Source organism: Acetobacter sacchari (assembly GCF_017377715.1).
In the GTDB taxonomy this organism is placed as follows: domain Bacteria; phylum Pseudomonadota; class Alphaproteobacteria; order Acetobacterales; family Acetobacteraceae; genus Acetobacter; species Acetobacter sacchari.
This window is the reverse complement of the sequence record NZ_JAFVMF010000011.1, coordinates 133,945-158,111: the sequence shown is the minus strand read 5'-3', so window position 1 is coordinate 158,111 and position 24,167 is coordinate 133,945. Positions and strand designations below refer to the sequence as shown.

The 24,167-nt window shown below is 55.0% G+C and carries 21 protein-coding genes; 6 read left to right on the top strand and 15 right to left on the bottom strand.

The window, feature by feature from the left end; translation table 11 throughout:
• Positions 1-120 precede the first annotated feature (120 nt).
• Positions 121-1,029, bottom strand: a complete 909-nt coding sequence (locus tag J2D73_RS11770) for a LysR family transcriptional regulator (RefSeq protein WP_207881743.1) — start codon at positions 1,027-1,029, stop codon at positions 121-123.
• Positions 1,030-1,121: 92 nt separating this feature from the next.
• Between J2D73_RS11770 and J2D73_RS11765 the strand changes: the two genes are divergently transcribed.
• Positions 1,122-2,546, top strand: coding sequence for an aldehyde dehydrogenase family protein (locus J2D73_RS11765; protein ID WP_207881742.1), 1,425 nt, complete (start codon positions 1,122-1,124; stop codon positions 2,544-2,546).
• A 622-nt stretch (positions 2,547-3,168) separates the two neighbouring features.
• Here the strand turns inward: J2D73_RS11765 and J2D73_RS11760 are convergent.
• From J2D73_RS11760 to J2D73_RS11745, 4 genes are read right to left on the bottom strand one after another with little or no spacing between them, the layout of a single operon-like run.
• Entirely contained in the window at positions 3,169-3,705 is a 537-nt protein-coding gene (locus J2D73_RS11760) for a cytochrome P460 family protein (RefSeq protein ID WP_207881741.1), read from the bottom strand.
• A gap of 26 nt (positions 3,706-3,731) precedes the next feature.
• Entirely contained in the window at positions 3,732-4,019 is a 288-nt protein-coding gene (locus J2D73_RS11755) for a hypothetical protein (protein WP_207881740.1), read from the bottom strand.
• Between the two features lie 28 nt (positions 4,020-4,047).
• Positions 4,048-5,070, bottom strand: a complete 1,023-nt coding sequence (locus tag J2D73_RS11750; RefSeq protein ID WP_207881739.1) for an alpha/beta fold hydrolase — start codon at positions 5,068-5,070, stop codon at positions 4,048-4,050.
• A 2-nt stretch (positions 5,071-5,072) separates the two neighbouring features.
• Positions 5,073-5,411 (bottom strand): OsmC family protein, encoded by a 339-nt coding sequence (locus tag J2D73_RS11745; protein WP_207881738.1) that lies wholly within the window; start codon positions 5,409-5,411, stop codon positions 5,073-5,075.
• A gap of 138 nt (positions 5,412-5,549) precedes the next feature.
• Here J2D73_RS11745 and J2D73_RS11740 point away from each other — a divergent pair, with 138 nt between their 5' ends.
• Complete coding sequence (locus J2D73_RS11740) at positions 5,550-6,020, top strand: MarR family winged helix-turn-helix transcriptional regulator (protein WP_207881737.1); 471 nt, start codon at positions 5,550-5,552, stop codon at positions 6,018-6,020.
• 413 nt (positions 6,021-6,433) lie between these two features.
• Here the strand turns inward: J2D73_RS11740 and J2D73_RS11735 are convergent, their stop codons facing one another.
• Together J2D73_RS11735 and J2D73_RS11730 are read right to left on the bottom strand one after the other, a co-directional pair.
• Positions 6,434-7,150, bottom strand: coding sequence for an NADPH-dependent F420 reductase (locus tag J2D73_RS11735; protein ID WP_341535079.1), 717 nt, complete (start codon positions 7,148-7,150; stop codon positions 6,434-6,436).
• Positions 7,150-7,740 (bottom strand): cupin, encoded by a 591-nt coding sequence (locus J2D73_RS11730; RefSeq protein ID WP_207881736.1) that lies wholly within the window; start codon positions 7,738-7,740, stop codon positions 7,150-7,152. Before J2D73_RS11730 ends, J2D73_RS11735 begins: the two co-directional genes overlap by 1 nt.
• 505 nt (positions 7,741-8,245) lie before the next feature.
• On the opposite strand from J2D73_RS11730, the gene J2D73_RS11725 reads away from it, so the two are divergent.
• The gene (locus tag J2D73_RS11725; protein WP_207881735.1) at positions 8,246-8,728 is read left to right on the top strand and encodes a hypothetical protein; all 483 of its coding nucleotides are present in this window, start codon (positions 8,246-8,248) and stop codon (positions 8,726-8,728) included.
• A 1,342-nt stretch (positions 8,729-10,070) separates the two neighbouring features.
• Here the strand turns inward: J2D73_RS11725 and J2D73_RS11720 are convergent.
• Positions 10,071-11,261 (bottom strand): MFS transporter, encoded by a 1,191-nt coding sequence (locus tag J2D73_RS11720; protein ID WP_207881734.1) that lies wholly within the window; start codon positions 11,259-11,261, stop codon positions 10,071-10,073.
• 154 nt (positions 11,262-11,415) lie between these two features.
• On the opposite strand from J2D73_RS11720, the gene J2D73_RS11715 reads away from it, so the two are divergent.
• Together J2D73_RS11715 and J2D73_RS11710 are read left to right on the top strand one after the other, a co-directional pair.
• On the top strand, positions 11,416-12,306 hold the full coding sequence (locus J2D73_RS11715; RefSeq protein WP_207881733.1) for a LysR family transcriptional regulator: 891 nt from the start codon (positions 11,416-11,418) through the stop codon (positions 12,304-12,306).
• A 298-nt stretch (positions 12,307-12,604) separates the two neighbouring features.
• Positions 12,605-15,028 (top strand): TonB-dependent receptor, encoded by a 2,424-nt coding sequence (locus tag J2D73_RS11710; RefSeq protein ID WP_207881732.1) that lies wholly within the window; start codon positions 12,605-12,607, stop codon positions 15,026-15,028.
• Between the two features lie 1,482 nt (positions 15,029-16,510).
• Here J2D73_RS11710 and J2D73_RS11705 read toward each other — a convergent pair.
• The 3 genes from J2D73_RS11705 to katG form a co-directional block, all read right to left on the bottom strand.
• Positions 16,511-16,840 (bottom strand): hypothetical protein, encoded by a 330-nt coding sequence (locus tag J2D73_RS11705; protein WP_207881731.1) that lies wholly within the window; start codon positions 16,838-16,840, stop codon positions 16,511-16,513.
• Positions 16,841-16,918: 78 nt separating this feature from the next.
• Entirely contained in the window at positions 16,919-17,359 is a 441-nt protein-coding gene (locus J2D73_RS11700; protein WP_207881730.1) for a pseudoazurin, read from the bottom strand.
• Positions 17,360-17,414: 55 nt separating this feature from the next.
• Positions 17,415-19,619 (bottom strand): catalase/peroxidase HPI, encoded by a 2,205-nt coding sequence (gene katG / locus J2D73_RS11695; protein WP_207881729.1) that lies wholly within the window; start codon positions 19,617-19,619, stop codon positions 17,415-17,417.
• A 357-nt stretch (positions 19,620-19,976) separates the two neighbouring features.
• Between katG and J2D73_RS21265 the strand changes: the two genes are divergently transcribed.
• Entirely contained in the window at positions 19,977-20,231 is a 255-nt protein-coding gene (locus J2D73_RS21265) for a catalase (RefSeq protein WP_369334004.1), read from the top strand.
• A 340-nt stretch (positions 20,232-20,571) separates the two neighbouring features.
• Here J2D73_RS21265 and J2D73_RS11685 read toward each other — a convergent pair whose 3' ends face one another.
• From J2D73_RS11685 to sctT, 4 genes are all read right to left on the bottom strand, one after another.
• Positions 20,572-21,063 carry a hypothetical protein gene (locus J2D73_RS11685; protein ID WP_207881727.1) on the bottom strand — a complete coding sequence of 164 codons (492 nt, stop codon included), beginning with the start codon at positions 21,061-21,063 and terminating at the stop codon, positions 20,572-20,574.
• A 167-nt stretch (positions 21,064-21,230) separates the two neighbouring features.
• Complete coding sequence (locus J2D73_RS11680) at positions 21,231-22,220, bottom strand: hypothetical protein (RefSeq protein ID WP_207881726.1); 990 nt, start codon at positions 22,218-22,220, stop codon at positions 21,231-21,233.
• Between the two features lie 115 nt (positions 22,221-22,335).
• On the bottom strand, positions 22,336-23,382 hold the full coding sequence (locus tag J2D73_RS11675; RefSeq protein ID WP_207881725.1) for an EscU/YscU/HrcU family type III secretion system export apparatus switch protein: 1,047 nt from the start codon (positions 23,380-23,382) through the stop codon (positions 22,336-22,338).
• The gene (sctT, locus tag J2D73_RS11670) at positions 23,379-24,164 is read right to left on the bottom strand and encodes a type III secretion system export apparatus subunit SctT (RefSeq protein WP_207881724.1); all 786 of its coding nucleotides are present in this window, start codon (positions 24,162-24,164) and stop codon (positions 23,379-23,381) included. The genes J2D73_RS11675 and sctT overlap by 4 nt, the downstream gene beginning before the upstream one ends.
• Between the last annotated feature and the right edge of the window lie 3 nt (positions 24,165-24,167).

Sequence of the window (24,167 nt, the reverse complement as noted above, 5' to 3'; positions counted from 1 at the left end):
GATCGTAAGTCACGCGCCTTGGAACAAACCCGCTGTTGCCTTGCCTAATTGCGATGCGACTACGTCCAATAGCTTCACAATTCCCGAATAGTTCTGACTGCGACAATGTGGCGGCCGCTGTCAGGAATTTTTATGATCTCGCGCACGACTACGGATAAGGTCGATAAAAAAACGCAATTTCGCAGGGATGTGCCGGCGGCCAGAATAGTAAAGACACAAGGGGGGCTCGTGCGGCATCCAGGCGGTCAATAGACGGCAGAGACGCCCTTCCTTAACGTGGCGAGTGACAGTGTCTTCCGCCAAGTAAGCCAGTCCCATTCCTTCCAGTGCGGCGTCAAGCATCAAGCCGCTGTCATCGAGGACAAGGCGGCCAGGCACGTCCAGTGCGATGCGTTCGTCTCCTCGGACAAACTCCCAGAGGTAGATGCCCCCGCTACTCCGGCGATAGCGGATGCAATCATGCCGCAGAAGATCATGTGGAACCAGGGGTAATGCGTCGCGATGCAAATAGGCTGGCGAAGCCACGACTACCATACGCACCTCCGGGATGATCGGAACCGCGATCATGTCGGGGGGAACCTGGTCCAGCAACCGCACTCCCGCGTCGAACCCCTTGCCCACGATATCTACTAACGCTGCTTCGGTGACAATCTCCACCCTCATCCGGGCATACCGCTCAAGATATTCGCGGATCAGCGGCACCATTACGAAGCGCACTGCCCCGGGCGCCATGTTCAGTCGCAATACGCCAGAGGGTTCACCGAGATGCTCCCCCGCATTTTCGATCGCGCTATCAATCGCAGCCAAGGCCGGAAGGACTTCATCCAGAAACTGAGATCCCGCTTCCGTCAACACGACACTACGGGTCGTGCGGTTGAACAGCCGCACGCTCATGCGTTCTTCCAATGCTGCAATTGCGTGGCTCAGGCCGGAAGATGAAACCCCTAACTCACGAGCGGCAGCGCGAAAGCCACCCGTGCGTGCGACAGTGGCGAAAGCGTCCAGTTCGGCAAGGCTGGCCTTCGGCATTGCGCGATTTTCCTCACCATACTGTACTTTATTGCGCTTCTTATCAGATCAGAAGGTGGGCGCCATATCCTCGATCAAGAACGGAGACGACAATGCGCAACATCGACAGAATCTATATCGACGGCGCCTTCGTGGCGCCGCACGGCACTGAGCACTTCGACCTGTTCAACCCGGCAACGGAAGCGAAGATAGGCGCCGTGCGTCTGGGCGACGCCGAGGATCTGCGAATGGCGGTAGCGGCAGCCAAGCGGGCCTTCCCGGCTATGGCAGCTACCTCGAAGACAGAGAGGATCGCCATGCTTCACCGCCTGCGCGACGCGGTGGAAGCTCGTACCGCCGATCTCGTGGCCGCGATGACTGAGGAATACGGCGCGCCGGCCTATTTCACCAACTTCTCAGTAAAAAACACGGCGTCAATCTTCGACGTGATGGCCGCTTCGGTCGAGAATTACGCCTTCGAGCGCACCGCCGGCTCCAGCGCCGTAACGATGCTACCACTGGGTGTCGTCGGAGCAATTACGCCATGGAATAGCAACTTTGGCTTCATAGCCACCAAACTGGCCCATGCGATCGGTTCGGGGTCCAGCATCGTCATCAAGCCTGCCGAGCAGAGCGCCATCCAGACGCAATTACTGTTGGAATGTCTGCATGATGCCCGGTTGCCTGCGGGCGTGCTCAATGTCGTGAACGGTACTGGCCCTGAGGTCGGCTCAGCTCTGACCACGCACCCCGATGTGGCATTGATATCATTCACCGGATCAACGCGGGCGGCCAAGCTTGTCCAACGCGACGCTATAGAAACGATGAAACGACTGGTTCTGGAACTGGGTGGCAAGAGCCCTACGATTATCCTTGACGACGCCAATCTCGACACCGCCATCCCAGCCGCGTTGATGAGCGGTTTCGCCAACAGTGGTCAGGCTTGCGTCTCCGGGTCTCGCATCCTGGTCCCACGGTCCCGTCAGGTTGAAATCTCAGCGCGACTGAAACTGGAAGCGGAACGGCTGAAGGTTGGCGCAGCAACTGATCACGGCGTACACATCGGGCCACTGGCCAACGCCGCCCAATGGGAGCGTGTGCAGCATTATATCCGGCTTGGGCAGGAAGACGGCGCCACACTCCTGACCGGTGGCGAGGGACGACCTGAGAGGCAGGGTAGGGGCTGGTTCGCAAAGCCGACAATATTCGTGGATGTAACGAACTCCATGCGCATCGCTCGTGAGGAAATCTTCGGGCCCGTCCTGTGCGTCATCGCCTATGACAACGAAGCAGATGCTGTGTCGATCGCCAACGATTCCGACTTTGGATTGCAGGCTTACGTCTTGTCCTCAGATGAAGATCGCGCGGTGCGGGTTGCTCGGCAGCTCGTCGCTGGTCGCGTCGTCATTAACGGCGCGCCGCACGATCCCTACGCGCCATTTGGCGGCTTCAGGCAATCCGGCCTTGGGCGCGAGATTGGAGCCTACGGCCTCGACAGATTCCTTGAGCCGCGAGCGATCCTGAAGCCGATCAGATGAATATTTCTTAATTTTCCGAAAACCCCACCAACCGATTTGCGCTAAAGTGCGACCCGTGATCAGTGTTGAAAACCTCCGGGGCGCCAACGTGTGCCGGGCATCCATCATGTCAGAGCAGTATTTCGCGCGTGCTTGGGTCGTGATCGCCACCTGATGGAGAATACCCTTACGTATTGACATGCCGATGATATCGAATCACCAGATGGTCGGGTTTGTTAATGATTCGATCTCGCAACAGATAAAGCTAACACCAGCAGGCAGAATGCGGAGCCGTCTTTCTCGGCACCTGATGAGTCACCGGTTAGTTCCGGCGTCTTCGGCCTCTCAGAAACCGCGCGCCAATCAGGCGCAGGATGAAAAAATCCGCGTCTCTTTCTGGCCTACTAACGGCGGTAACAGACCGCAAACCTGCAACCGCCGTATCTGATTACGTTCAGCCGAAGTGGGGCATTGTACAAAAAATTCTACCCGCAACGACATGTTTGTCAGGCCGCGTTCGCTGTCTAAGGAGCATAGGAACGGCGTTTACAAGGGTTTGTACGAAAAGCGCATATCCCAAATGGAAGCCGCGCCTATTCCAGGTGGCGCACTCGACACGCCATCGCCTCAGCCGGCAGATCAATCAAGGCGCGTAATGCGTAAAAACGTAATCTCGCTCCCTCACATGCCCGCTGTGACAGGCAAAGCAGGTCGCTTGCTGTGCCTCTGGGGCCGGAATCCCATTGGCGAAACGTCCGTAACCCCACCCCCCGGAGGCGGCATAGCGCCTGGAATCCTTGACCATGACCTGCACTGTCGTGGCCGCTGCCGGGATCGTGGCGGGCGCGAAATCGGGTGATTGCGCTCTTTTCCACGCTAGTTTCACCAAAATGGAACCGTTCGGAAACGGCAGTTTTCCAGATTTGTAGGCATTGATTGCGACTTTATTGCCGACGATCACGCGTAATTCATTCAAGGGAGCCGCTTCCAAAGATGGCCCCACCAATTCCCAACTACGATAGCCGTCTGGAATGGTGACGCCATAGATCGGTGATGCTGGGCCCATCGGGGCCGCCAAGGCGGCGTGGTCGATGATGCGCCACCAAATGCCGCCTGCGCCAGCGGCAGCAGCGAGAGAAAATGCGATCCAACGAAGGCTGGTGAGAAAAGGGAGGGGCATGGCTCGGGTCCTCTCGTAGTGACGGATCAGCCGAATGTGACGGAAGGGGCGTCGGCGCCGGGCTCGCCTAAGCGGATATCGAACGATCGATCCATGAAGGCTCCAGTCCGCGGGACAAGCTGATAGAGGCGCCAATTCGTGATCACATCGTGCCCGTCGGCATCCGTATTCACCCCATGATCGGCAACCCGTGACATGCCGTCGATCAGAACCGCGGTGATAGGGCATGTGCCGGACCCGATGACGCCGGTCGCGGCCATGATGGACGCCACGAGACCAATCCGGCAGCGAAGGCGACGCAACGTATCTAACATTATGTTCTTCTCTTTCGATTTTGTGGGGTCAGGCAGCCACGTCACGCACGGCGGCGGCGAAAGCGTGCGGCGCTTCCTGCGGCAGGTTGTGGCCGATGCCGCCGCGAATCAGGCGATGCTCGTATCGACCTCCAAAACGGGCGCGATACGTGTCCGGCGCCGGGTGGGGTGCGCCGTTTGCGTCACCTTCCATGGTGATCGTCGGCGCTGTGATGACCGGGCCCGCCGCGAGGCGGGCTTCGAGGGCATCGTATTGTCGCTCGCCATCGGCCAGACCAAGACGCCAGCGGTAATTATGGATGACGATGGCAACATGATCGGGGTTGTCGAAGGACTGCGCTGAACGAGCGTAGGTCGCGTCGCTGAATTGCCAGCGCGGCGAGGCGTTCTGCCAAATCAGCCGGTTGAACGCCTTTGTGTTTTCCATGTAGCCCAAACGGCCACGCTCGGTCGCGAAATAAAACTGATACCACCACTGGTATTCCGCCGCCGCCAAGAGAGGCTTGGCATTGCCCTTCTGCGTGCCGATAAGATAGCCACTGACAGATACGAGACCGGCGCAACGCTCCGGCCAGAGCGACGCCACGACATCGGCCGTGCGCGCGCCCCAATCGAACCCCGCAAAGATGGCGCGCTTGATTCCCAAAGCATCGAGAAAGTCGATCGCATCCTTGCCCAGCGCCGCCTGCTGCGCGTTGCGCATGGTCGAGGCTGAACGGAAAGTGGTGGCGCCATAGCCGCGCACATAGGGCACCAGCACGCGAAAGCCGCTGGCCGCCAGCACGGGGGCCACCGCGTCGAAGGCATGGATGTCATAGGGCCAACCATGCAGGAGCAGGACGGCCGGGCCGTTCTCCGGTCCCATCTCCATGTAGCCGACGCGCAATGGGCCAGCATCGACATAGCGCAAGGGCGGCAATAGTGCGTCGAGAGAGGCTGCCCTCGCTCCGGTTAGACCGATCAGACCCGACAACTCCAGGGCGGTGGTGGACGCGGCGGCAAAGCCGAGAAAGTTGCGGCGGTTCGGGGCGCCCAGAATGCTGTGCGGCATGGTCAGGTTTCCTTTCGGTTAAAATGTGGGCCGTGGATGCTGTTAAGAGAGCGTCTCAAGGACGGGTCCGCCCGGCTGTCGGGCGGGGCAGGGCGTCGCCGATCTTGATCGAGGGGGCGACGTCTATCTCGGGGTCTGACGTGATTCGCCGTGGCGGCGAGACGGATAGCGTCGGTGAAGCCTGCGCGGAAAAGCTGTTCGGGGTTGGTGCCGGGACCGTGTGACCCGGCGAGCGAAAGACCGGTCTCGATACGACGATCGTCGCTGACAGAAATGCCATCACGACCGCCATTGGTGTGGGCGCCGCGGGTGCAGAGAGCCGTCAGAAAAGGAACACACATCGCCAACCTTCACATAAATCGTATACGATTTAATCGGATACGATTACAATAATGACACAAATCCCCGTGTCAACACTTCCGATTAAATCGGATACGATTTATGTGAAGCCACAGGATCATGAGAAGGAGAGTCCCGTCATGGGTGTCTCAGCGCCCACTGTCGCATACCCGAAGCTGGCCGATTTTATGTGCTTTGCCATCTACTCGACGAATTTGGCCTATGGCCGCGCCTACAGGCCGATCCTGGAGGAATTGGGGGTGACCTACACGCAATGGATTGCGATCGTGGCGTTGTGGGAGGAAGACAACCAGACCGTCGGCAGTTTGGGGGAGAAGCTGTTCCTCGAATCGAATACGCTTACGCCGATCCTCAAGAAACTCGAAACCCTGGGTTTCCTTCGTCGCGGGCGCGATCCGAAGGACGAGCGGCAGGTGATCATCAGTCTGACCGACGCGGGTCGCGCGTTGAGGGAAAAGGGCGCGCAACGTACGCTGGTCAAAGCGAGCGGACTCAACCAGGACGAATTTCGGGCCTTGCAGCGATCGATCACTACTCTGCGCGACAACCTCGTGCGGCATGCCACGAACGACAACGAAAATAGTCTTTGATCGAACGGTCCGTAACGGTCATGTATCCCGGCACAGCCAAGCGGGCCCGATCACGAGACCGGCTGGGAGGTCTATGTGCCTCCCAAAATCTTTTCGATCACTCAGGGACGTTCGCCGAACGTGGGCACTCTCGTCGCGTTTTTCGCAAGGTTGGGCCTCGACCTGCATGATGGGCGCCAGTTTGACCATCGACGGCGAGTTCATCTTGTAATCCGGCCTTAGACGCACCCGATTAGAAACTGGCATCCTTGCACTACTTGACTTAATAAAGAATTTTTTAGAATCGATCCGAAGCATAATTACGACGCGGCAAATTCCGCCTCGAGCTTTAAACGGGCTTCATTTTCATGCACATCGCCCGCAGCAAGGACTTTGCGGGGATAGTGCCGTGACTCCACCCTGTCGCACCACGTTTATGGTCGAGACAAAGCAGATTTCAGGCCCGCAACGTCCTTCTTCACTTCAAAAGCTGGGCCGCCGGACTGAAACATGACCGAACTGGCGAGGTCGCCCGTAACGACCGGATCAAATCCCGCCGCACTCACAAGCCCCGAGACACTGTCTACAGCTGCAGAATCATCCCCGGCGATCGGAACCGCAAGCCTGGGCTCTGCACGATGCGCTTCGGACCGCAGAACGCTCATATCAATCGAGTTGAACCCGCGTACAACATGTGCGCCGGGGAAATACCGCTGGGTTGTTGGGCCAGCGCCATCGTGGGCGGCAGTTTCGGCAATCGCTCCATCACGAAAGGGGTAGAAGTTGCTTGGATCGAGCAAAGTCTTTCCCTTCACCATCGTAGCCAACTGCTGACCCAACGCGGGAATAGCGCGATACGGCACAGCCAGCACAACGACGTCGCCAAACTTCGCCGCCTGCTCAGGTGTGCCAGCAGATGCCAGGGGACCGAGTTGCCCAGCCGCCTGTTTCGCCTCATCAAGCGAGCGGGCCGAAAGCATTACGGGATATCCAGACCCGACCCACAGGCGCGCAAGCGTCGTACCCACCTGTCCGGCCCCGATAATACCAATCTTTAGGCGAGAAGCCTCTGCATACCCTTGATATGCGAAAGCAAGAAGGGCCGGGGTCAATATCATGCTGAGCGCGGTACGGCGCTTTATTGAATTCATTAGTATTTCCATAATCTGCTGACTGCACCGCCGGTCCCCTGTACGGGGTCCGACGAAGGAAAAGGCAAACTTGCCAAACGGGTCCGCTGGTCGCCGTCAGGCGCTTGCCTGACAATGTCGAACTCCTGACCCGGAGGGTAGGCGCCCACAACCTCGAAGGCCGCATCAGACGCAAGATTCATATGCCCGACGCCCGCGGGCAAGACAACGATATCCCCCGCCTGCACTTGCACTTCACGGGCGTCTGGTCCGCCAAGCATGAGTCTGGCCGATCCCCCCGAGAACCCCAAAACTTCATGGCCTAGCGTGTGATAATGGTGAAAAGAATAGACGCCATTTCGCCACCGAGGCGGCCATCCGTTAGCCTGAAACAACGCCTCGAATGCGGCTGCAGGATCCTCCCCACCCACCGACAAGGCGTTACGATACATAATGACCGGCAATGCTGGATTGTTCGGCACCCAATCATTCGCGTGTAGAACAAAACTCTCCACGTTCGCCGGTGTCGCCCCGGCGGTCGGTCTGACATACCCGCCGCCAAGGGAAAGGCCCAGACCCGCCAGAACCGAGTTGAAGGCGCGTCGCTCCATGGCTCATGCTCCTTGCTTGACTCCCGCAGTATTATTCGTTTTCCCGGCGAATTCAACACATGCAGTCAGTGCTTATCCCGGTTAGAGCGTCGTCACGTACAATGAGGCGTCATAGTTCTATAGAATGAGCCGAGATTCATGCCTTGCGTGAAGCGCCATACTCACCTGAATCTAACCACAAAGCCGAAAATTCACCTTCACTTCGGGAAGGTCGCGAATGTACCTTATAAAAAACAAACCACCCAGAAATCCTAATTACCACGCCGTCGGCCCGCGCTTAGCCCACTGGATAGTGCCGCCGCGCTCTTCGCCTCACAATGCCGGATTGCGGGCGTGCGCCGTATAAGCGCAATTAGCATCACAGCACCGATACAGCACGATAACGCGCGGATTTTATCGAGACCGCTGTCAGTCTATGATGTGTAGCAACTACTTTAATCGGATGCTTATTTGACCTCACGGGCATACAGTGGAATGTTCCGTATCGGTTTAAACGGAGTTCAGTGTGAAGAATATTTTTCTTGTCGCCGCCATAATCTCTCTTCCTGCATGTACTGAGCGGTCTGCCGTAAATGAACATAACAAAGCGTACGCGGAGTGTGACAGAATTCAGAATAATATTCAAGAAAATTACTATTCTCATGCAAAATGCCTTAATAATGCAGATAATATTATGGCGACGAAAACTGGCTACGATCAATCCGTGATTACGTCTATAAACTCGTCGAGAAACGTTATTGCAAAAAAATTAGATTCTGGAACGATCGGGAAAGAACAGGCTCAGGCCGAATTTCAAAAATCGGTGTCCGAGGCGAAGGCTCATGCTGCTTCGGGTGACGCCGAACAGAGCAAGCAGAGCGCGGAAGTGACAATCGGCGTCAACTCGAACCTTTCCAAGAGGCATAATATGGCAGGCGACGCTGGCAAAGTTGCCGCCACTCCCGGAGGCGGTGTCGCAGGTGAAGCAGACCAGAATGGCGGCGGCTGACCAGGCTCAATCGGGTGTAATCCCCGTATCTTCCTCCAGTGCAATCGAAGTCCTTCTGGTTGGCTTTCATTAAGGAATGCCGGGAAAGTGGGGGCCACGATCGTCAGTGATTCCGCACCTGCTGCGCTAGTACGTCGCGGCCGCGAAAAATCCAAGCCTCGTCTGCAAGCTCCGGCTGCACGTCGCGCTTGGGACGTTTCGTCTCTGTCATCGGCTTCCGAGACCCTGAGTGCTGGGTGGGACATCACCTGACGGCGCAGGGACCGGCATTGCCCATTCGCTGATTGTGTGACGCGGTCCGCGGGCTAGGCCTGATGCCGTGGATGTTGGACGTGCACTGGCAGCAGCTCTTTTGCACTGCCGAGGGGTGCGACGGGAAGTATCGGCGCGCGAATATCATGCGCTTGCGCGTTCTATGGGGCTGGCGCATACGACCGAGGTAGTACTTCTTCCTTCGACCTCAACCCGCTATCGCCAATCCTGCTCACCACGCTGGATGAAGAGAAAAGCGACCCGGACCCGCCTGCCTCGCTGCGGCAGCACCCGGGCGTTGTGGCGACCCTGCGTCGAATATGGTCGACCTGACATTCCGGCTCGATGTTAACCCGGTCGTCTGATCGTCCCGGTCGAAGAGCGTGAGGAACGACGCGACCGACAAACTGACTCAGCTCGAATCCGCAGCATGCGGTCTTGGGGGAATGAAGTGGGCGGCTGTTTGACGCTTTCGCGTGGACACATTGCAAGAGGTCTGTCGCACGTTATGAGGCGTCGACGGGACGGCAAATGCGCTGACCGATACCACGACGCTCTGCATGACGGTCCGGCACAGGTTCCATGAGTCTGCACCATGGCTGACCTTTACGCGCGACAGTCGGCGGCGCGAGCGGCAAATTGCGTCCCGGCGAACCGGCGTCCGACTGGTCGCAGCACCTGGGTGCGGAATGATGTTTACAGCTGGCCGGCCGCGCTTCGAGGACGGAGTAACCGGATATCTCCTCTTCTCGACTGATCCGTGGTTTGCCTTTATAGTTTGGGACGCTCCACGCATGCCGCTGCATGGGAGATCTTATAATCGCATGATAGGAAGGCGAGTTTTTTAATCAGATTTAACAGGCCTCCGAAAAGGCAAAGCCACCCATTCGCTCGAAAGAGGGCAGGAACACGACCCGAGAAGCTAGCGTCACTTGTAACCGAGAGTAAGGTATTTTTAGAATATTACGAATAGATCAATTCCGGTAAAATATTTCCGCGACCTGCCTAACGATATACCGTAGAAATATTGCTTTTCCCCAGTTTAAATTGCCACATCATAATTTTTCCTAACTGATGACACGTTTGCAGCTTAGCGCACCCCAATAGCCTCCTTCTCTTCAAACCTGAAGACAACCACCAGTGCGCACAAAAGTAGTGCTGTTGCTGTCCATGGAATAGCGGTCGCGCCGACATAGTTGATGAGAATTCCCCCGATAATCCCGCCGCCGGCGATAGCCGCGTTCCACCCGGTCACGATCATCGACTGGGCGATATCGGCGCCTTCACCCGCCCTGCGTGCGGAAGCCGTTTGGAACAGCGTAGCTGCGCCACCAAAGGACAGACCCCACAGAACGGCGCCAGCGTAGATCACAGGCGGGTTGGTCCCAGCGAAACCTAAAATGCATCCCGCGCAGATAAAAAAAACGATGCTCATCAGGATCAATGTCCACAGCCAGTGATCGATAAGGACGCCCACGATCCAGATCCCGACCAGAGCAGTCAGACCGAATACAAACAGAACCGTATGAACCTGTCCGCTCATTCCGGCCTGAAGCAGGAAAGGTGCTATATATGTGTAGAGAATATTGTGAGCAAGAACGAACAATGATGTGGTGGACAGCACTGCCCGTACGCCCGCCATTGAGAACACAGAGACGAGCGTCAGGCGCTGTTCCTGAGGTTGCCCCGGAAAATCCGGCACAACTGTCAGGATCCAGCCAATCAGTAAGACAGTCAGGGCGGTCATGATGCCGAAAGTATAGCGCCAACTCATGACCGTCCCCAGAAAGGCGCCAAGAGGGACACCAAACGACAGGGCGAGCGGCGTCCCGACCATTGCGACAGCAATTGCTCGTCCTTGCAAGTCGGACTCCACCATTCGGCGGGCATAGCCCGCCAGAAGCGCCCATAACAATCCAGCTGACACGCCCGCAAGAAAACGGGCGACGAGAGTCAGGATATAGCTGGTTGAGATCGCCGTGATCGTATTGACGAAAGCAAAACCACCGATTGCCAGAAGCAGCAATCTGCGCCGTCGCCACCCTTGCGTAGCGCTGGTCAGAGGGATGGCCGCGACAAGGGAGCCTATTGCGTAAAAGGTGACAAGCTGCCCAACCATCGCATCCGAGACGTTCAGGCTAACGCCCATCTGAGGCAACAAGCCCGCAGGCAGGGCTTCGGTGAGAATGGTGATGAACCCTGCAGTGGCCAGAGCCAGAAGGCTTCTCAGTGGCAAGCGTCCCGGCGTGGACAGGCCACACTCGATCGTTTTTGAAGTCATGGAGCCGTCCATTTCAAAGCGTGCCATGGCGCAAAGCTGTCGGTGCTTCGCCGCCCTTTGTTGTCCGCACCATAAGATGGTTCTCACTCAGGATTAATCAGGCTAGAGTTCCGTACACAACCGACATAAATGTCCGCAATAATTGGACCGAGCAATGGATAGTCTGGGCGCTCTTCCCGTTTTCATACAGGTTGCGGAAACACGCAGCTTCACGGCCGCCGGCCGGCACCTGGGTATATCCGCCTCTGCCGTCGGCAAGGCGATTGCACGTCTTGAAGATCGCCTCGGCGCCAGACTATTTCATCGCAGCACGCGGACGATTACACTAACCCACGAAGGGCGCCTCTTTCTTGCGCGCTGCCATCGGATCCTAGGAGAGGTCGAGGCAGCGAAACAGGAACTGGCTGATACGCACGCCAAACCATCGGGACGCCTCCGTGTGAGCCTCCCCATGGTCGGAATGCTGCTGATGCCTGCTGTCAACGCCTTTATCCAGACCTACCCGGAGATCGAACCTGATCTCGATTTCACAGACCGCCTGGTCGATGTCATCGGCGAAGGTTTCGATGTTGTTATCCGCAGCGGAGATGTTGCGGACTCACGCCTGATGACCCGCGTCGTCGGCATGTTCCATCACTTGCTTGTTGCAAGTCCCGCTTACCTCGACCGACGTGGTACACCGACCAAACCTGCTGATCTGGCGCAGCACGCCTGCCTACGGCATAGATACCCAACGACCGGAAAGCTGGAAGCATGGCCTTTGCGACAGCCGCAGCACGTGTCTGGAGCGATCGAGCCGCCGGCAACCGTTGTTGCTTCGGCCATTGAACCTCTGATCAGCATGGCCGAAGCCGGTCTAGGCATCGTCAGTCTGCCGGACTTTGCGCTTCGGGAACATCTCAAGTCCGGGCGCCTCACTCAGGTGTTGTCCGACTGTACCGAGCATTCCGGGGTTTTCCGTCTCCTGTGGCCGTCGAGCGATTACCTCCCATCAAAGCTTAGGGTGTTCGTCGAGTTTATGGCGAAAAATCTCTTTTCATCTTGAAATTTCAAGATACACGACCCCAGTAAATTCGCCGATCCTAAAAACTGCCGCAGTAACGCTTAAGCTGAGGTTCCATTCTCACGAGGTTTCGGTGCGCGCCGGATGATCCTCAACTCCAAAGAAGTTCGGCTGATTCAGGATCCAATCTCTTATCGCACGAGAAAATAGCATCGAGAAAAATAGTAAAAACCATTAATATATTAGAAGATTCTAGACTTTTCCCGTTAGATGAAGAAAATTCAACTTACGAGTTTGTAATCTTTGATAGACAGATTCGAGTCCCTCAATAAGAACGCAGATGTATTCATCGGGGGGTATTGTGGGTTCGTTCGAATTACCGACGCACGCTCTACGGCAGCGCTCGCATGCATTTTCTGCTGTATTAGCAGCTGCGACTTCGCTTTCAGTGTTGCTGCCGCTACAGCACGCGCATGCACGGAGTGTGAAGAGGTCGGTAATACCGAATTCTCACCCTGCGGCGAACGCGGACGCCGGTAAACGTAAACCCGGTGTGACGTCGAGAGTTGGCGAGGCATATAGCGTTTCTGCGTCACGAACGACATCGCATGGGTCCGAACAGAAAATCACAAAAGAAGCTCTGGATCACTTTGTACCAGGGACGAATCCTTTGAAGATGCTCGAGCAGGTCCCGGGAGTAAGCTTCAGTTCAGCAGATCCTTTGGGGGTAAACACCTGGGGTGCGAGCCTTTATCTTCGTGGATTTTTCATGAGCCAACTGGCCGTGACGCTCGATGATATTCCACTCGATAGTCAGCAGTTTGGCATGTTGAGTGGAATAAATGTAAACGGTCTCGTCATTCCCGATGATCTCGAGCAGGTGTCGGTGTCTCAGGGAGGGGGCTCCGAGGAGACACCGTCCGCAAGCAATCTCGGTGGATCGCTGCAGTATCGGACCAGTGATCCCGATCATCGTTTGGGCGCCCGAGTCACCCAGACATTTGGTAGTTATGGAACGTTCCGAACGTATGGCCGTATAGACAGCGGCGACCTCAATCACGCAGGTACACGATTTTTCGCATCATATGCCCGTACAGATGAAGGAAAATGGAAGGGGACTGGAACACAATTCGCTCAGCAGATCGACGCAAAGCTGATCCAGCCAATTGGCCAATCGAGTCAATTGACCGCGTTTTTCAACAGGAGTTCGGCGCAGCAACAGGATTTTGGCGATTTGACTCTTGCGACATATAAAACCCTGGGCGGTAGTATTGATTCTTTCTATCCGAACTATGCTGAGGCGTACGCAGTTGCAGCCGGAACTTACGTGCCACCTGGTTACGGGTCGGTATCAGGCGTCGATCCCAAGGGGATAAGCTTTTACGACTCCAGTCACAGAAATAATGATTACGTGGGCGGTTTAAGTCTCGACGCTACACTGACGAGTCGTTTGCGGTTGAAAAGCACATTTTACGGCTATAGTGATTCCTTTCTTGGCACGTACGGCGATCCTTTTTTGCCGTCTCCCAATGGCGCGCCCCTCTCGGAGCAGGTCGCCAGACGTCAATTGCGGAGCTTTGGAGTCAGGACAGATTTTCTGTACCATCTTCCAAAGCACGATTTTGATGCCGGAGTGTGGTACGCGAACCAAAAACAAGGCGGCAATCAGTTTCAATATACTGAACCGCTTTTAGGTGAGGGGGAGCCTCTTTACGCGCCGAACGGCCCCTTTACCTTGTATGGGCCTCCCTTCCAAAAAAATTATGGCTTTGAGTTAAACACCAATATTTTTCAATTTCACTTGATGGATACCTTTCACTTAACTCCTAGTTTAACGCTCCACGCTGGATTCAAATCGCTCTTGGCTACGACGTCAGGCGGTGCGAATTACGTAAATCAGAGCTACGAAGGCGTATCGGCGCTGCCCAATGGGAGTCTCACCAGCGCCGCCGCTGCTCTTCCCCATTTCAGTATCAATTGGCGTCCTTTTCGGGGGCATGAATTTTACGTCGACATCGCTAAAAATATGAGAGCTTACGACGTCGGCACGACCGGGTCCGCGTCGCCATGGGGCGTGTCTGACCAGGCGACATTCAAGAGTCTACAGAAGACAATTCGTCCGGAAAAAGATTGGATTTATCAAATTGGGTATCGCTATACCGAAAAATTGGTCACTACCTCATTAAGTGTATATCATGCTGATATACTTCATCGGCTGCAGTCTGCCTCGATAGGCACGTTGACGCAGGCCGTGTCTACCCTGGTGGACAGCGGCGATATGTCGATGTATGGCGTTGACGCCGCCCTGATCGTTCGTCCAGTCAAGGGCCTGTCTATCTTCAATTCTGTCAGCTATAACCATTCAACGTATGGCGCGGATATCCCCGGGGCTGGGATGACCTATGCGACAAGGGGAAAGAAGCTCGTCAATTATCCCCAATTCATGTTCAAATCTTCAATATCTTATCAATACAAAGGCCTTTCTGGCGCGTTTCACGCTAATTATTACTCAAAGAGATATTTTAGCTACGTCAACGACACGTCAATTCCTGCATACTGGTTGACGGACGTAACAGCAACGTATGATTTTGGACGTTATGGAATAATTCGCGATATGACTTTGTCGTTTAGCGTTTATAACCTTTTCAACCACTCGTACATTGCAATGATGGGAGAGAACGGAAATCCGATGTCGGGCGACTATCAGTCTCTGGAAGTCGGTGCGCCTCGAACTTTTTTTGGTACGCTGAGTGCGCGTTTCTGATCGAATGCCTCGGATTCTAAGGTGCTGTCGCGCTAATTGTATCGGTGTACTCGGATTACTTTTCGGGCGAGGATATCAGTTTCGTCATCCCGATGGGAGAAACCCCAGATACAATAGCTGTGGCGACAAAGAGCATTCCTGACAGAGGCGGGCGGAATAAGCAGTTTGCGTACAGCAACAAAGACAGCGAGGAGGCGCCGACACCCCGTCGGAGGGCGAAGCGTCTACATGACGCACTCGTATTTTCTCCGAAATATATTCGAATTTTATACAGTTTTTCTTAGATTTTTATGAGAACATTATCCCATGCGCAGCATGACCTGGTAGCTTCGCTGCGCCGTATAATTTCGGCAAGTCAGTAATTATGCGCTCCGGTCTGACACCCTACTTCTTGAAAAGGCCACATCAACAGCCGTCTCACCGCTTTCTTGTTGCCCCGTGTTAGCAGAATTTCATCCAGAATGTTGCTCGATCGCGTGCCACAACAAGTGAAATCAGCCATGGATCACGATCCTCACCTCTTCCAGATGTCAGACGTCGCCTGGAGCAGCGCTCTTGCGACCCAATCTACATGCAAATGCCGTCCCAAATTTCAGCTCCAGCGGCGGATCGCTTCATACCAGACAAGAACAGCGCGCTCGAGCAACATCTGTTAAAGCTCCGTGGAAAGAGAAAGTGCAGCCTCACAGCATATGCAATCACCTCACACGGAAAACAAAGACGTTTGTAGATTACAGGCCGCTTACTCGTCACCGCCACCTAACACGTCCGAATAATGCGACATTACCGGGGGAGGGTGGCAAAGAGACCGCCTCAAAGCCGAAGAGTTTCTGGAACTCTCTATCTAGTAATTAGTTTTTCCAGCCAAATCTCTGGTCGTAGGTGGCGGCCGATATCGGATTGCTTGAAGCAAACGCTGCATCTTCGGTAGTCATAGTCTGAGGTCTAATGTCTGAGCAGGCTGCGCAGAACGAACAAACGAGAGATAGGAGCGCCAAGACGGCATTCGTTTGATATCTGCTCCGAGAAATGGTCATATATCTTCTCCAGGGGATACATATTTGTCGAATCATCGCAAAATTCTAGGCCATGTCGCAATTTGATCTCGTTAGGGTCCTTCTGGTGTAGCAAGGGACCAACCGTGAACATGAGAGTGCAGGCATTTGGGTAAAGCACGAAAAAGACTGCATTGAAAATTCGAGCACGCCGCTCCTCAAGGTACGAAAGTGCTTCCCACGACTACGGAAAGTCTTGCTAGAGATACGCTCAGATTAAATATCTTCCGCGAAAATAAATGCGGTTTGTACAGGTGTCATCGGTCAGCGCGTTACGATTGCCATGAAGAGGGTTTCATGATTCATCGGCAAGAGTGGTTGCTGGCGAGCCTCTAGCTCATTCGTCACCCAACCAATCACTCATCACAAGACTCGTAACGAAGTTAGAGTGAAAATCTTCCTCGAAAACCGCTGATGCTTGCATCGATCAGGCAGCGAGGTCGCCCCCTGTCTTCACAAGATTAGAGGTAAGAAAATTTACAATTGCCTCCACTGCAGGGGGGCCATCATAAGTACCTACAAGCATGCCGTCACCCAATTCTACATTGAACGATGGCCTCTTGATAGGGACACAGAAGCGGCTAGTTCTAACCCGGCTAATCAGCTTGATATTCGGCACCTTTGCAGTGATCAGACTCAATGACTGCTCGTAGGCCGATGAAACAGGCCTGTTGTCGAGGGCTATATCGATAACGATGACTCGCCCCTTGAGAAACTTTGCCAGCAAGGAGAGTTCATTTCCCGTTTTTCCCAACATGTTTCCGTCTCCCTTCTGACGATTTGATATTGAATGTATTTTGTTTTCTGTGAATATTGTGAGATTAAAGTTCGGAATTCATCGCGAAGCGAGGTCGATTTGCTCGAAAATCGTCGTGAAAGCGCTTGCCGCCATACCGCTGTGTGAAACCTTCTTGACGGCGCCCTCGTTCCGGATATCCCCGACAATGACGACGCCAACCATTCCTATCATGTAATGAGGACCACATTTATAGCCGTATATTCCCGGTTTCTGAAAAGTCACCGTCAAATCCTCACTCGCGTTACTCGAAAACGCTTGCGCACCTTCAGGAACCATATTCGGTATAGATTGTACTGTGTGCCCTGGACTGCTCGCAACGAAATGAACGCTGTCACCTGGGGCGATCCGAACGATATCGGGGCTAAAACCCGGTCCTCCGTCCGATGAAGTGTTGACCATCTGAACGTCGACCGTACCAGCGAAGGCCGCTGCCGGCGACGCACACAGGCACGCCGACAGAGCAATTGCGATTTTCATCCTGTTTCTCCTGCAAACCCGCCGTCGGTCCGGCGGCGGGGTATTGCGGTCTGCCTCAGTGCTGAAGATCGAAGCGATCAAGCGTCATGACCTTGGTCCACGCCTTGACGAAATCGCTATAGAACTTCTGCTGTGAGTCTGCGGAAGCATAGACTTCGGCCGTCGCGCGCAGTTCGGAATTCGCACCGAACACCAGATCGACATCCGTCGCCGTCCAGCGCTTCGTGCCGGTCTTTCGATCAAATCCTTCATAAACACCTGGCTGATCAGCCGCCTTTTCCCAGCGCGTGTCCATGCTCAGAACATTGACGAGGAAGTCGTTGCTCAATTGGCCTGGGCGGTTGGTGAGAACCCCGTTTGGAGAGTGGCCTGTATTGACGTCGAGTGAGCGCATGCCTCCGAGGAGAACCGTCATCTCCGGGATCGTGAGGTCTAACGTGCTGGCACGGTCAACCAGCGCGTCAGTGGGCGACTTCCCATCCGGCACGCTGCGGTAATAGTTACGAAACGCGTCCGCCGTCGGTTCAAGCACGGCAAAAGAAGCGACATCTGTCTGCGCCTGCGTGGCATCAACGCGGCCAGGGGCGAAGGGTATGTGGATAGTCACGCCAGCCTGATGCGCCGCCGCTTCGAGGCCGACATTGCCCGCCAGGACGATCACGTCGGCCAGAGAAACTTTATGTCCGCCATGCTGACCCGCGTTGAAGTGATCCTTTACTGTTTTGAGTGTCGCCAGAACGCCCTTCAGTTCTTCTGGATCGTTCACCGCCCAGTTGTCTTGGGGCTCCAGAGCAATGCGGGCGCCATTGACGCCGCCGCGATGATCCGTCGTGCGATGAGAAGCTGCAGCCGCCCATGCTGTCTTGATCATCTCTCGGTTCGACAGGCCGGAAGCGGCGATCGCAGACTTCAGGATCGTAACATCAGCTTGACTGATCTGCCCGTATTCCGCTTTCGGCAAAGGATCCTGCCAGAGGAACGTCTGCGTCGGCACTTCGGACCCGAAATAGCGCGACTTCGGCCCCATGTCGCGAACAACGAGCTTGAACCAGGCGCGAGCGAACGCATCGGCGAACTCATTCGGGTTCTTGGCCCAGCGCTCAATAATGGCGCGATAGGCCGGATCAGTCTTCAGAGCGATGTCGGTCGTAAACATCATCAGCGGGTGCAATTTTGCGCGGTTGGTTGGTTCACTCGCATCTGGAACAACGTTCGCCGCATCCGTGGGCACCCACTGCGTGGCCCCAGCCGGACTTTTTGTCTGGACCCACTCATGACCCAAAAGATTATCAAGATACTGACTGGTGAAGTGAATCGGATCGGACGACCATGCGCCTTCGAGGCCACTGGTGACTGCGTCCGTCGCCTTCAGCGGGCCCTTAACGCAACTATTTTTCCAACCGAGACCCTGCTGCTCAACGGATGCGCCCTCCGGCGCGGCTCCGATGCAGCGTGCCGAGGCCGCGCCGTGGGCTTTACCAAAGGTGTGACCGCCAGCGATCAACGCGACCGTCTCTTCGTCATTCATCGCCATTCGACCGAACGCAAGACGGATCATCTTGGCCGCCCCTGCGGGGTCTGGAACGCCACCTGGCCCTTCCGGATTGACGTAGATCAGGCCTTTATTCGTTGCGCCGAGCGGCTTTTCGAGGTGTGCCGCGCCCTGCGCGTCGAACTTGCCCTGAATGGCAGATTTGTCCGGGAAGAACTTCGTCCCGGGCCCCCAGTAGACCTGCTCCGACTGCCAATCATCTGGGCGGCCTCCAACGAATCCGAGGGTCTTAAAGCCCATGGACGTCAGCGCGACATCACCCGTCAGAACAATCAGATCGCCCCAGGAAAGCTTTTCGCCATATTTCTGCTTCACTGGCCACAACAGGCGCCGCGCCTTGTCCAGGCTCGCATTATCGGGCCAACTGTTGAGTTCGGCGAAACGCTGCTGTGCGCCTTCCTCTCCACCTCGACCATCCAGGACGCGGTAGGTCCCTGCATTATGCCACGCCATACGGATGAAGAACGGCCCATAATTACCATAATCCGCAGGCCACCAATCTTGGGAAGTGGTTATAACCTTCAGGATATCCGAGCGAACGTCGGCGAGATTTAGCGTCGAGAACTTCTTCTGATAATCACGCGCGTAGTCAGATCCGTAAGGATCTGACTCAATATTGTGAAACCGGAGCGGGCCCAGATCGAGGGAGGTAGGCCAGTAAAACTGGTTCGATTTTTCAACTCCGTCTGCGCGTGCGTAGGAGTTCATCGAACCGCAAATCGTTCCGCATAATATAAATGCGATAAATTTTTTCTTTTTTGTCATTACAGGGCTCCCAAGCCTAGACGTGACGCCCTCGTCTCTTAATCGATGGCGCCTTTCGGGCTATAGCCATATCCAATAGTCTGACGCTTTGATATCAGGTTTGTTTTATGCCTCTGATCGGTTTTGCCTATTCTAATACTCATTATTATTTCGAAATTAATTGGACTCCTTGGCGCGCGACAAAAAATGGCAATCGTGCCTTGATAATAGTACACGCGATTAGATAGAATCCGGACTTTATTAATAATGGCGGCATGCTCATTGCTTACTCATGAAGGGTAGCCTATCCGAACTCATCAAGTGAGGGGTCCGATTGAATCACGTGTTAAGGTTCATACATCAGAATCCGGCACTCCCATGTTCAGTGGTGAATATCGTCCTACAATCAGCTCTAACGGCCCCGTCCTCCCGCACGATCACTATCTGATCCAGCAGAGAGCCGCACTTGATCATGAGATCATTGCTGACCGTCAGTCCCGTGCTAAGGGGGGGACGTTTGGTCGCTTTGATCTTGCTCATGGCGTCAGTCGTTATATGTCTGCGGATTTACTTTGAATTCTTACGGGCGGATAACAGTGCTTCGTCCTCGCTTTCCATTCATGACGCAGATTAGCGATTGAAATATTCCGCTCTTTTGTACGACAATCGAATATCGTCGCAAAGAACCATCAAGACGTGCATGGTGAGCTGAATTAGGACACTGCAGAATCAATCAAATATTCTTCGATCGATCACGATTGCAGATTTGTAATCGCAAAGTAATGGCCCGCAGACTCGGGCACTGCGACGGATGTGTCTCACAGGAGCCGAATCCGCGGTGACGGTAAAACATATTGAGAGAATTCGTATAGAGTCCTCACCGACAAATGTCGAAATTTAGACAGTTAGAATCGCCTTATGAACTTTGGTTCTCGGCTCCCGATGCGGGATTTGCGTCGGGAGCGCCACTTTCGGAAGAAGAGGAATTTTGCTTTTCAGAAAATGAATCCGCCGACATTCCGAAATTGGCGAGGGCGGTAAGCTGGGAAAGCAGAGCCGTGCTGACGGTGAGTGGCTTCAGGCTCTTATCAAACCGGTCCCCAAAGTCCATGAGACTTTCACCATTATGTTTCTTGAAGATGCCTAGTAAATTATTATTGTCCTTCGGGTTCATTTCGAGTGCGGCGCCGCCTTCTTCCGCAACTTCCCCTGCGCCATCGGCCAGAGTCGTTAGCGGATGCACGGGTGTTGCAAGCCCACTCTCCGTGCGATGTTCATGCGATCCTGTCAATAAAGGACGTGGCAGTTCGAATCCTTCACCTTCGTTCCCCGCCGGGGCCGACGTTCTGGCAGAATGAAATGATTCGAGAGATGCAGAGCTGTTGCTTCGATGAATGCTACTGGTCATTGTGATCTCCCGCTGATGTGATTCTGTCTATCAACATGATTGTTTATTTGGGCAACGCAAATTGCAATTTCTTCCTCGATGGATATGACACGTCAGGCTGTCGATAACCTGACTTGAGCATCATAATGGAGAGGCTGAAATTCGCAGCGCCTTGGGTGTTTGGAAAATCAGGCTTCACCGAACTCAACGTAGTACGTTGCCGATGAATCCTGCTCCATCGTCATAGGATTTTTTTCCGTTGCATTCCGATCGTCGTCAGGATGGATGTAAGCGGCGCCAGTTCCGCCAAGCTTGTCCTGTATGTAGGCGCCCCCTGCCTGCATCGCTTGGGTGCTGCCATCGTACCATCCCGTTATAGTCGGAAGTCCCCCAGAGTCGCGTGAGACGATATCGGATGGCGCAGAGAATGCCATGCTCTGGGTTTCCCCAGCGAAACGACCGTGCCCGTCATTGACGGAAATCGCAGCATTGTCCCCGTCGATATAGCTGACGTCGTCGTTATTCATGCCCTTGCTGTCCGCGTAGAACTCCAGGCGACTGGCGGTAGGTTGGAATTGTCCAGAGGAATTGGCCTCGGCATCGAAGCCACCTTCTCCGTTCTGGTATCGCAATGTGCCTGTCTGGCCCGGCTTGAGGTCTATTTCGGCCGCGGGTTGGGTGATAGAGCCACCATTTAGGAATTGGCCAATTTTTTCATCATGATTGCTAGTGTTTGTAATGACCATGGCATTATTGCCCGAGCCCGCCGAGGTACAGGAGGCCCCAGCGTCTGACGATCCGGCGGTTAGCGCCGAATTGGCCAGGGTCGTCTTGTCGAAAGGCGATAGTGGCAAAGCAACCTGCACCATCGCAGGTGGTGTCGCGTTCAGGGGCGTCGCCGCCAAACCGGCGGGGGACGGAGCCGGTGTATTGACAGGTGTCTTGCTGATATCTGCAAATGGTGCAACTGCGCCTAATCCCTTCGCCAGGGATGATTCTGCGGGGTCACCGCCATTTCCGGTCTTTTGACCACCTTCCTTGGCAAGAATTTCCTCAAAGAGTTCGGTCAATTCCTGTATTTCCCGTAGAAGACTCTGTGTGTCATTGGAGTTCTTGTCTGAAATGGCCGTGTCGGCGATGCGCGCGAGCGCCACACCATTTGTCATATTGTCGATCATGGAACCTGCGTCTTCCGACAAGTAGCCCGAGAAACGACCCGACTTTGTCGGGATTGTGCCGAACAGTAATCTGCTTAACTGATTTCATCCTGACCGCCGCGACTGCTAGATATGCTCACGGCGGGGGTGTTGTCTGAATCACCCGGGCGACGGATGTGAAGTACGCTTGTGTGATGGTCATACCGGGCTTGAACTCACGAGCCAGATTCTGTGCCAATTCCTGATCCCAGCAGATCGGTGTGCGATTTTCATGGGCGATCCGCCGAAAATCAGCAGATCGTGCGGCTCGTCCGATGCACACGATCCGTGGGACCGATGTTTCGCCAGGCTTGTAGCGCAGTCCCACGCTCAGATCCGGGCAGCAGATCATCAAAGTTGCGCGGGCCGGACCGATACGGGCCGGATTCCGTCGATTTTCTGCAGCAAGTCGATGTCGCTGACGCTTGATCTGGGGGTTGCCCGTCATGTCCTTGCGTTCGTTTTTCGCTTCAGTCTGCGTCATGCGCATTTCCTTGAGAAAAAGCGCACGTTTGATCAGCATGTCGACGATTCCGAAAACAAGGTAGCAGCCGCAAGCCGGTCCAATCATCGGAAGCAGCATATCGTGCAGGACGCTCGGTAATCCGGCAAGCGGAAGTTCCGGAACGCGCATCAGATCGTCAACAGTGTGCAGTCCAATGACGATCAGGGCCGCGCCGAATAGAAAGGCCTTCAGCACGGCCATACCGAGATCGACAAAATTATTGATTTTAAAAAGATTCTTGAAGCCCGTCAGGGGATTGATCTTGTCGGGCGTGGGAACGACCGGCGTGAGGGCGAAAATGAAGCCTCGGTTGTTAATGAAACCTGCCAAGAAGGCGGCAACAAAGGCAATCGACAACGGCAGAAGGGCAAAGTGTAGCAGGAGCGTACGTGAAGAAATCAGTATCGTATTGATGGCTACCGGGAATTCTAATTGCAGGGCCTGCCCTGTCGTTTGAAACAGATCCTGGGCCGCCTTGCTTAGTGACGGGGCTGTCGATACTAGCCATCCCATCAGGGTGATCGAGACGATGGCCGATTGCATCTCTGGGGCTCTGGCGACATGGCCTTTTTTGCGTTGATTAGCAAGCTTCCTGGCTGAGGCTGGGAGCGATTTCTCTTCGCTGCTGGCGACGCTCATGGCGTGAGGATCGTCCTGAGCAGCTCGATGATATGATGCTCGCCCCCCATGCCTCGACGCGCATAGGCAAGTAACCAGCCTGAATACAGCATCATCATCATGACGAATGCGAGGTTTCTCAAGGTCGGCGCAATATCGTAAAGATGCAGTTTGGGAATCGCGCGCATCAGGAGGATCACACAGGCGTCGCACAAGATCATGGCTAACATGATCGGAGCAGCGACGGTCAGCGAGGTCCGTGTCAATCCGTCAAGCAGTCCCAAAAGCGACATGCCGAAGCCGGGTTGCGGGATTAGGGTCAGGGAAAGAGGTGGCCACAACAGCTCGGATTCGATCAGCGTCCGATTCAGTAAGCCCAGCCCGTTTTCCATGACGAACAACGCGATGGCCATCATTGACAGCAGCACTGCGGAGAGGGATTCCTGCCCACCAGTGCCGGATTCCGAGGTCTGACCCTGCGTCGCGCTGCGCTGGGTATCAATAAACTCGCCAATGCTCTGAATGGCCCAGATCGGCAGGCCGACGACCAGACCGACCATCAGTCCGATGACCATCTCCCTGGCGGTCATAAGGGCCAGGGCGGGCGTCGATTGTGGCGTGACCATCAACGATTCATAGATGCCTGGCGCTGCGGGCAAACAGAGCGCGAAGGCAAAAGCCCCCCGGATCGGGCCGCCGAGCTGCGCGCGGGTGAAGATTGGCAGGACCAGTGCGGCGCCGGTCGGACGTGCCATGGCCAGGGTAAGTGCAGCGAGAAGATCTTCCCAAGTCGAGGAAAGCATAGC